The following is a 4,872-nucleotide window of genomic DNA, read 5'->3' as shown; positions in this document are numbered from 1 at the left end:
GGCACACACAGCGAGGACGCTGTGAACGGGTTGGACTATTCCTCCGACCTGTTCCGCTCTCGTGTGTGTTTCTCCCGATCACGGGAAAACATTCACGGAGAGTTTGATCCTGGCTCAGGACGAACGCTGGCGGCGTGCTTAACACATGCAAGTCGAACGATGAAGCCGCTTCGGTGGTGGATTAGTGGCGAACGGGTGAGTAACACGTGGGCAATCTGCCCTGCACTCTGGGACAAGCCCTGGAAACGGGGTCTAATACCGGATACGACACACGACCGCATGGTCTGTGTGTGGAAAGCTCCGGCGGTGCAGGATGAGCCCGCGGCCTATCAGCTTGTTGGTGGGGTAATGGCCTACCAAGGCGACGACGGGTAGCCGGCCTGAGAGGGCGACCGGCCACACTGGGACTGAGACACGGCCCAGACTCCTACGGGAGGCAGCAGTGGGGAATATTGCACAATGGGCGAAAGCCTGATGCAGCGACGCCGCGTGAGGGATGACGGCCTTCGGGTTGTAAACCTCTTTCAGCAGGGAAGAAGCGCAAGTGACGGTACCTGCAGAAGAAGCGCCGGCTAACTACGTGCCAGCAGCCGCGGTAATACGTAGGGCGCAAGCGTTGTCCGGAATTATTGGGCGTAAAGAGCTCGTAGGCGGCTTGTCGCGTCGGATGTGAAAGCCCGGGGCTTAACCCCGGGTCTGCATTCGATACGGGCAGGCTAGAGTTCGGTAGGGGAGATCGGAATTCCTGGTGTAGCGGTGAAATGCGCAGATATCAGGAGGAACACCGGTGGCGAAGGCGGATCTCTGGGCCGATACTGACGCTGAGGAGCGAAAGCGTGGGGAGCGAACAGGATTAGATACCCTGGTAGTCCACGCCGTAAACGTTGGGAACTAGGTGTGGGCGACATTCCACGTCGTCCGTGCCGCAGCTAACGCATTAAGTTCCCCGCCTGGGGAGTACGGCCGCAAGGCTAAAACTCAAAGGAATTGACGGGGGCCCGCACAAGCAGCGGAGCATGTGGCTTAATTCGACGCAACGCGAAGAACCTTACCAAGGCTTGACATACACCGGAAACGTCTGGAGACAGGCGCCCCCTTGTGGTCGGTGTACAGGTGGTGCATGGCTGTCGTCAGCTCGTGTCGTGAGATGTTGGGTTAAGTCCCGCAACGAGCGCAACCCTTGTTCTGTGTTGCCAGCATGCCCTTCGGGGTGATGGGGACTCACAGGAGACTGCCGGGGTCAACTCGGAGGAAGGTGGGGACGACGTCAAGTCATCATGCCCCTTATGTCTTGGGCTGCACACGTGCTACAATGGTCGGTACAATGAGCTGCGATACCGCAAGGTGGAGCGAATCAAGTCGTAACAAGGTAGCCGTACCGGAAGGTGCGGCTGGATCACCTCCTTTCTAAGGAGCACTTCTAAGCCGGTCCTTCGGGGCTGGTTCAGAGGCCAGAACATCAGCGAGTGTCTGATGCTGGTTGCTCATGGGTGGAACGTTGACTACTCGGCACACTCGGTCTGGTGGCCGCTAGTACTGCTCTTCGGAGCGTGGAACGCAGTTGCTGGTCGGATGTGTCGGGCACGCTGTTGGGTGTCTGAGGGCACGGCCGTATGGCTGTCCTTCAAACGCCGACGCCGGCCCCAGTGAACTCGACCGGTAACGGTTGGGGTGGTGGGTGGCTGGTCGTTGCTTGAGAACTGCACAGTGGACGCGAGCATCTGTGGCCAAGTTTTTAAGGGCGCACGGTGGATGCCTTGGCACCAGGAACCGATGAAGGACGTGGGAGGCCACGATAGTCCCCGGGGAGTCGTCAACCAGGCTTTGATCCGGGGGTTTCCGAATGGGGAAACCCGGCAGTCGTCATGGGCTGTCACCCGCTGCTGAACACATAGGCAGTGTGGAGGGAACGCGGGGAAGTGAAACATCTCAGTACCCGCAGGAAGAGAAAACAACCGTGATTCCGGGAGTAGTGGCGAGCGAAACCGGATGAGGCCAAACCAGTCACGTGTGATACCCGGCAGGGGTTGCGTGGTTGGGGTTGTGGGATCTCTTTTCTGCAGTCTGCCGGCTGTGGGACGAGTCAGAAACCGTTGATGTAGGCGAAGGACATGCGAAAGGTCCGGCGTAGAGGGTAAGACCCCCGTAGCCGAAACATTGACGGCTCGTTTAAGAGACACCCAAGTAGCACGGGGCCCGAGAAATCCCGTGTGAATCTGGCGGGACCACCCGTTAAGCCTAAATATTCCCTGGTGACCGATAGCGGATAGTACCGTGAGGGAATGGTGAAAAGTACCGCGGGAGCGGAGTGAAATAGTACCTGAAACCGTGTGCCTACAAGCCGTGGGAGCGTCGCGCAAGGACTTGTCCTTGCGTCGTGACTGCGTGCCTTTTGAAGAATGAGCCTGCGAGTTTGCGGTATGTTGCGAGGTTAACCCGTGTGGGGAAGCCGTAGCGAAAGCGAGTCCGAAGAGGGCGACTTCAGTAGCATGCTCAAGACCCGAAGCGGAGTGATCTAGCCATGGGCAGGTTGAAGCGGAGGTAAGACTTCGTGGAGGACCGAACCCACCAGGGTTGAAAACCTGGGGGATGACCTGTGGTTAGGGGTGAAAGGCCAATCAAACTCCGTGATAGCTGGTTCTCCCCGAAATGCATTTAGGTGCAGCGTCGTGTGTTTCTTGCCGGAGGTAGAGCACTGGATAGGCGATGGGCCCTACCGGGTTACTGACCTTAGCCAAACTCCGAATGCCGGTAAGTGAGAGCGCGGCAGTGAGACTGTGGGGGATAAGCTCCATGGTCGAGAGGGAAACAGCCCAGAGCATCGACTAAGGCCCCTAAGCGTGTGCTAAGTGGGAAAGGATGTGGAGTCGCAGAGACAACCAGGAGGTTGGCTTAGAAGCAGCCACCCTTGAAAGAGTGCGTAATAGCTCACTGGTCAAGTGATTCCGCGCCGACAATGTAGCGGGGCTCAAGCACACCGCCGAAGTCGTGTCATTGCAGCAATACTCCCAACGGAGGCTGTGATGGGTAGGGGAGCGTCGTGTGCCGGGTGAAGCAGCCGTGGAAACGAGTTGTGGACGGTTCACGAGTGAGAATGCAGGCATGAGTAGCGATACACACGTGAGAAACGTGTGCGCCGATTGACTAAGGGTTCCTGGGTCAAGCTGATCTGCCCAGGGTAAGTCGGGACCTAAGGCGAGGCCGACAGGCGTAGTCGATGGACAACCGGTTGATATTCCGGTACCCGCTTTGAAGCGCCCAATATCGAATCCTCTGATGCTAAGGCCGTGAAGCCGCCCGCCTTCAGCTTTGCTGTGGGTGGGAGTGGTGGAGCCGCTGACCCAAGGTGGTAGTAGGTAAGTGATGGGGTGACGCAGGAAGGTAGTCCAGCCCGGGCGGTGGTTGTCCCGGGGTAAGGGTGTAGCCCGTCATCCAGGCAAATCCGGATGACATGTAAGGGTGAGACCTGATGCCGAGCCGATTGTGGTGAAGTGGATGATCCTATGCTGTCGAGAAAAGCCTCTAGCGAGTTTCATGGCGGCCCGTACCCTAAACCGACTCAGGTGGTCAGGTAGAGAATACCGAGGCGTTCGGGTGAACTATGGTTAAGGAACTCGGCAAAATGCCCCCGTAACTTCGGGAGAAGGGGGGCCACGGCTGGTGATGAGTCTTGCACTCTGAGCTGGTGGTGGCCGCAGAGACCAGCGAGAAGCGACTGTTTACTAAAAACACAGGTCCGTGCGAAGCCGTAAGGCGATGTATACGGACTGACGCCTGCCCGGTGCTGGAACGTTAAGGGGACCGGTTAGCTCTGTTTCGACAGGGCGAAGCTGAGAACTTAAGCGCCAGTAAACGGCGGTGGTAACTATAACCATCCTAAGGTAGCGAAATTCCTTGTCGGGTAAGTTCCGACCTGCACGAATGGCGTAACGACTTCTCGACTGTCTCAACCATAGGCCCGGTGAAATTGCACTACGAGTAAAGATGCTCGTTTCGCGCAGCAGGACGGAAAGACCCCGGGACCTTTACTATAGCTTGATATTGGTGTTCGGTTCGGCTTGTGTAGGATAGGTGGGAGACTGTGAACCCTGGACGCCAGTTCAGGGGGAGTCATTGTTGAAATACCACTCTGGTCGTGCTGGATGTCTAACCTGGGTCCGTGATCCGGATCAGGGACAGTGTCTGGTGGGTAGTTTAACTGGGGCGGTTGCCTCCCAAAGGGTAACGGAGGCGCCCAAAGGTTCCCTCAGCCTGGTTGGCAATCAGGTGTTGAGTGTAAGTGCACAAGGGAGCTTGACTGTGAGACTGACGGGTCGAGCAGGGACGAAAGTCGGGACTAGTGATCCGGCGGTGGCTTGTGGAAGCGCCGTCGCTCAACGGATAAAAGGTACCCCGGGGATAACAGGCTGATCTTCCCCAAGAGTCCATATCGACGGGATGGTTTGGCACCTCGATGTCGGCTCGTCGCATCCTGGGGCTGGAGTCGGTCCCAAGGGTTGGGCTGTTCGCCCATTAAAGCGGTACGCGAGCTGGGTTTAGAACGTCGTGAGACAGTTCGGTCCCTATCCGCTGTGCGCGTAGGAGTATTGAGAAGGGCTGTCCCTAGTACGAGAGGACCGGGACGGACGAACCTCTGGTGTGCCAGTTGTCCTGCCAAGGGCATGGCTGGTTGGCTACGTTCGGGAGGGATAACCGCTGAAAGCATCTAAGCGGGAAGCCTGCTTCGAGATGAGTGCTCCCACCTCCTTGAGAGGGTAAGGCTCCCAGTAGACGACTGGGTTGATAGGCCAGATATGGAAGCCCGGTAACGGGTGGAGTTGACTGGTACTAATAGGCCGAGGGCTTGTCCTCAGTTGCTCGCGTCCACTGTGT

The 4,872-nt window shown here is 57.7% G+C and carries 2 rRNA genes; both read left to right on the top strand.

The features are described from left to right. Positions 1 to 91 precede the first annotated feature (91 nt). Positions 92 to 1,407: ribosomal RNA gene (locus tag IF20_RS38760) — 16S ribosomal RNA — on the top strand. Positions 1,408 to 1,725: 318 nt separating this feature from the next. Beyond that, a 23S ribosomal RNA gene (locus tag IF20_RS36805) occupies positions 1,726 to 4,851 on the top strand. Together the 16S and 23S rRNA genes form the textbook arrangement of a ribosomal RNA operon. Positions 4,852 to 4,872: the final 21 nt, after the last annotated feature.

The organism is Streptomyces niger (assembly GCF_000718305.1).
GTDB classification, from domain to species: Bacteria; Actinomycetota; Actinomycetes; order Streptomycetales; family Streptomycetaceae; genus Streptomyces; species Streptomyces niger.
This window is presented reverse-complemented; position numbering and strand designations above follow the sequence as displayed.